Here is a 4,855-nt window from a genome sequence, read left to right as displayed (position 1 = left end):
CGCCGCCACTGGAACTCGTCCTCGTGGTCGACGGTGGTGATCCCGCCCCGGGCGTCGGCGACCCCGAGCACGCCGTCGTGGATGTCCAGCCAGTAGATGTCGACGTCCGCGGCGATCTCGTACGCCACCCGCGGCACCTTGCCGCCGAGGTCGTAGACCCGGCCGTCGTCACAGCCCGCGTAGATCCAGTAGTCGTCGGCGACGATGCACTTGACGCCGTCCGGCAGGCCGAACCGGCCGGTGACCTCGCCGTCGTGGGTGAGGGTGTAGACGTCACCGGCCTGGTTGCCGACCCAGGCGTGCTCCTCGCCGATGAAGATGCCGAACGCGTCCGCGCCCGACCTGAACCGCCACAGCACCGGCGCCTGACGCGCCGTCGAACGGGTCGACACGATCTGCCGCCGGGTCACGGCCCGCCGCTGCCGCACCCCGCGGACGGCCGGCGCGTACCCCTTGCGGACCTTCTCGCCGAGCTTCTTGGCGGCGGTGGCGGCCGCCTTCTCGGCGGTCGGGAAGGCGGTGGTCCTGGCCTGACCGGGCTCGCCGATCCGCCCGTAGGTGATGGTCAGCTCCGCGCCCGACTGCCGGACCTCGTAGAACTTGTGCGCCCCGCCGCCCTCCTCGGACAGCTCCAGGTAGGTGATCTGCTCGTCGGTGGCAGCGGACATGGCGGGGCCCCTTTCGGGCAGAGACAGGGAGGGCGCCGGCGGACCCAGCGGCCTCGCCCGACACCACTCAACCTAGGCCGCGGCACTGACAGCGGCCGGTCCGCCCGACGGGCCGTCAGCCCTCGCCCGCCACCACCGCACCGGACTCGTACGCGAACACCACCGCGTGCACCCGGTCGCGCAGCCCGAGCTTGCCCAGCACATTGCTGACATGCGTCTTGACGGTGTGTTCGCTGACCACCAGCTCGGCCGCGATCTCCGCGTTGGAGAGCCCCCGGGCGAGCAGCCGCAGGGTCTCCTGCTCGCGCGCCGTCAGCTGCTCCAGCAGCCTGGACGGCGGCCGGACCGGCCCGTTCCCCCCGCCCGGCGGCCGGCGGGCCGCGAACTCGCGGATCAGCCGCCGGGTCACGGACGGCGCCAGCAGCGCCTCGCCGGAGGCGACCATCCGGACCCCGTGCGCCAGGTCGTCGCGGCGGACGTCCTTCAGCAGGAAGCCGCTGGCGCCCACGTACAGCGCGTCGTAGACGTAGTCGTCGATGTCGAAGGTGGTCAGCATGATCACCTTGCAGTCCGGGAACCCGGCGCAGACCCGCCGGGCCGCCTCCAGCCCGTCCATCACCGGCATCCGGACGTCCAGCAGCAGCACGTCCGGACGGTGCTCGCGGACGGCCTCGACCGCCTGCGCGCCGTCCGCCGCCTCGCCCACCACCACGATGTCCGGCTGCGCGTCCAGGATCATCCCGAACCCGGCCCGCACCAACTCCTGGTCGTCCGCGACCACCACCCTGATCGGGCCCGTGCTCTCCCTCACCGTCCCGGTGCCCCCGGTCTCCGTGCTCACCGCCGCTGCGCCCCCAGCGGGAACCGGGCCCGCACCACGAAACCCCGACCGTCCGGCCCGGGACCGGCCTCGGCCCGGCCGCCGCAGGCCGCGGCCCGCTCCCGGATGCCCACCAGGCCCCGCCCGCCGGACCAGCCGCTCACCACCGCACCCGCCGTCACCGGCACACCCCGGCCGTCGTCCGACACCACCACCTCCAGCGCCTCCCCCACCCGCTCGACCCGGACCCGGGCCGCGCCGCCCGCCGAGTGCTTCACCACGTTGGTCAGTGCCTCCTGCACGATCCGGTACGCCGCCGCCTGCACGTCCGCCGGCACCGCCGGGCCAGGCCCGGCCGGGGTCAGCTCGACCCGCAGCCCGGACTCCCGGACCCGCTCGGCCAGCGCCGGCACCTCGGCCAGGGTCGGCTGCGGGGCCAGCTCCCGGCCGGCGCCCTCCTCCTTCAGCACACCGAGCACCCGGCGCAGCTGCACCATGGCGTCCCGGCCGGAGTCGGCGATGGTGTCGAAGGTGCGGATCGCCCGGTCCGGGTCGCTGCGCACCACCAGCGGGCCCGCCTCGGCCTGGATCACCATCAGCGAGACGGCGTGCGCCAGGATGTCGTGCATCTCGCGGGCGATCCGGGAGCGCTCCTCGGCGACGGCCCGCGCCGCGTCGGCCGCCGCCCTCATCCCCGTCTGCTGCGCCCGTTCGGCGGCGGCCGCGGCCCGCCCGCGCAGCTCGCGCACCAGCGAGCCGACGATGAACGAACCGACCGAGGTCAGCAGGCTGAACAGCATGCCGTTGGGCGAGTGGGTGCCGAGGATGTTGGCGGGCACCAGGATCGCCAGGATCAGCCAGCGCTGCCAGTCCCGGCCGCGATCGGCGACGGTGTACGTGACCAGCACGGTGTGCAGCGGGATCTGCGGGGCCACCGAGTGCGCGACGATCGACTGCACCAGCGAGAGGGCCCCGACCACCAGCCAGACCGTGAACGGCGCCCGGCGCCGCCACGGCAGTGGTGCCGCGGCCGCCAGCACCAGCAGGTAGACCCACGGCGGCCAGTTCTTGTCGTCGTAGACCACCGCCCAGACCGCGATCGCGGCCGCGGCCAGCGCGAGGAAACCGTCGAGCAGGTACGGGCTCGCTCCGCCGGACCCCGCGCCCCAGCGGGCGGACACCGCGCCGAGCCGATCGCGCAGCCGCGCCGTCCGCTCCCGGACGTCTCCGTTCACCCCAGCCACTCCCCCGTAGGCCGACCAGGGACGATCATGCCCTACCCGGGTGGGCTCAGGCACGGGCGACCGTGACGTCGCCGGTCCCGGTGTGCGCGGTGATGGTCCGCGGCGCCGCGTCCCGGCGGGGCACCGAGACGTGGACGCTGCCCGTCCCGGTGCCGGCGTCCACCGCGTACTCCTCGCCCCCGGGCACCTTGACGCTGACGCTGCCGGTGTCGGACCTCAGCTCGACACCGGTCGGATCGGCCCCGAACTGTGCGCGCACGTCCCCGGTGTCGGTGCTCAGCCGCACGTGCGCCCCGGCCAGTGCCTCGGCCTCGATCGAACCGGTCGAGGTCTCGGCGTCGACGGCCGCGGTGAGCCCGGCCAGCCGTACCCCGCCGGTGGAGTTGACCACCCGGACCTCGGTCCCGGCGGGCACCCGCACCTCGTAGCCGACCCCGCAGCCGTCGTCCGGGCAGTGGTAGCCGAGGGTCAGGGTGCCGTCGGCCACCGCGTGGGTCGCCTCCGGCTCCCCGTCCCGGTACGTGTGGTGCTCGGTGACCTGGACGCCGCCCGCACCGCCGACCACCCGGATGTCCCCGGTGTTCCCCTCGATCACCAGCACCCGGACCGGCTCCACGACGGAGTACGCCACGTCCCGGTGCTCGTCCTCCCCCAGGAAGCACCCCGACATCCCCCCGACCACCGCGGCCGTCACCACCCCGTACAGCAGCGCACGCTTCATCACGGACTCCCCCGTTCCCCGGCTCGGCCACCCCGACCCGACACCCCCACCCTGCCGGTCCGCCCTCCGCACCGGATCACCCGCACGAGCGGTCTTCCCGCCTCCCCCGCACGGGGGACGGCCCGCACGGCGGCTCCTGTGCCCCACGCGATTCCCGTGACGGACTGACGGCGACAATCGACGGCCGGTAACTTGTTTGGCCGCGTTCAATCGCATGTCGGCAGGACAGAACTCGGGGGATCTGCACCATGACCAATGCTGTGTCCGAGGCCCGCGGCGAGGGACCGGGTCGGTATCCGAGGCTGGCACTGGACGACAGGGTTCCGTTCCTCGCCCGGCTCGAACAGGAGGACAGGGCCGCGCTCCTCGCCCTCGGCCCCCGGTTGCGCTTCCCTCCGAGATCAGTGGTCATCCGGCAGGAAGAACCGTCGGACCACATCCTGCTGCTCCTGAACGGCTGGATGAAGGTCACGGCCGCTGCGGCCAACGGGTACGAAGCACTTCTCGCCTTACGGGGAGCCGGCGACATCGTGGGCGAGAGCGCGGCCCTGAGCGGGCGGCCCAGGTCCGCCACCGTGACCGCGCTGGAGGAAGTCGCTGCCGTGGCCGTCGACCGGCAGCGGTTCACCGAGTTCCTCACCCGCGCGCCCGCGGTGATGCTCCAGCTCCTCGCGCTGTCCAACGACAGGCTGCGCACGGCGGACCGCCGCCGACTGGAGGTCGCCGCGCTGACGGTCCGCGAACGCCTCGCCGACCTGCTGCTCGAACTCGCCCGGACCCACGGGAGTGCGACGGAGGAAGGCATCGAGATCTCGGTGCCGCTCAGTCAGCAGGAGCTGGCCGGGTCGGTCGGCGCGTCGCGGGAGGCCGTGGCCCGCTTGCTGAAGACCCTCCGGGATCGCGGCGTAGTGATCACCAGGCGCCGCTGTCTGGTGATCACGCGTCCTGACGTGCTTCGGCGCATTGGCTGACCGCAGAGCGGAGTTCTGTGCACACGATCACAGAGCGAGTGCGTCATCGGTCCTCACACCCCGGCCTGACGATCCAGCAGGCTGCTGCCCGGTCCATCGGAGAGGCAGCCATGACAGAGCCGGTCAACCGCACCATCCTGCTGTTCGACATCGAAAAGTTCGGCCGACGCGACGACGTGGAGCAGGCGTTCATGCGGCGCATGCTCTACACCATCCTCCAGGAGACCCTCCGCAGCGCGGGGGTCGAGCAGACCGACCAACGGGTGGAGGACCGGGGTGACTCGGTGATGGTCCTGATCAGCCCGACCGTTCCGAAGGTCCCGCTCCTGCGGGCCCTGCTCACGGAGACCCCCGCATTGCTGCGCAGCAACAACCGGCTGGCGTCGAGCAGCGCCCAGGTTCGGCTCCGGGCAGTCCTCGCTGCAGGAGAG

At 73.1% G+C, this 4,855-nt stretch carries 5 protein-coding genes and 1 pseudogene; 2 read left to right on the top strand and 4 right to left on the bottom strand.

Going from position 1 to position 4,855, the window contains the following annotated elements; all coding sequences use genetic code 11:
- The 4 genes from AB0D08_RS40255 to AB0D08_RS40240 form a co-directional block, all read right to left on the bottom strand.
- Positions 1-668 (bottom strand): WGR domain-containing protein (locus AB0D08_RS40255; RefSeq protein WP_359895331.1); only part of this gene is annotated, 668 nt, incomplete at its 3' end.
- Between the two features lie 115 nt (positions 669-783).
- Positions 784-1,479 (bottom strand): response regulator transcription factor, encoded by a 696-nt coding sequence (locus AB0D08_RS40250; protein WP_359895330.1) that lies wholly within the window; start codon positions 1,477-1,479, stop codon positions 784-786.
- 26 nt (positions 1,480-1,505) lie between these two features.
- Positions 1,506-2,723: a histidine kinase gene (locus AB0D08_RS40245; RefSeq protein WP_233289155.1), complete on the bottom strand. Its 1,218-nt coding sequence runs from the start codon at positions 2,721-2,723 to the stop codon at positions 1,506-1,508.
- Positions 2,724-2,778: 55 nt separating this feature from the next.
- On the bottom strand, positions 2,779-3,453 hold the full coding sequence (locus tag AB0D08_RS40240) for a DUF4097 family beta strand repeat-containing protein (protein ID WP_359895328.1): 675 nt from the start codon (positions 3,451-3,453) through the stop codon (positions 2,779-2,781).
- A gap of 260 nt (positions 3,454-3,713) precedes the next feature.
- On the opposite strand from AB0D08_RS40240, the gene AB0D08_RS40235 reads away from it, so the two are divergent.
- The gene (locus AB0D08_RS40235; protein ID WP_359895326.1) at positions 3,714-4,424 is read left to right on the top strand and encodes a Crp/Fnr family transcriptional regulator; all 711 of its coding nucleotides are present in this window, start codon (positions 3,714-3,716) and stop codon (positions 4,422-4,424) included.
- A gap of 110 nt (positions 4,425-4,534) precedes the next feature.
- Positions 4,535-4,855 (top strand): annotated as a pseudogene (locus tag AB0D08_RS40230) (hypothetical protein); the annotation flags it as partial.

This window comes from Kitasatospora sp. NPDC048540, from assembly GCF_040651175.1.
GTDB lineage: Bacteria > Actinomycetota > Actinomycetes > Streptomycetales > Streptomycetaceae > Kitasatospora.
Note: the sequence above shows the minus strand (reverse complement) of the source record. Positions and strands in the feature narration are given on the sequence as shown.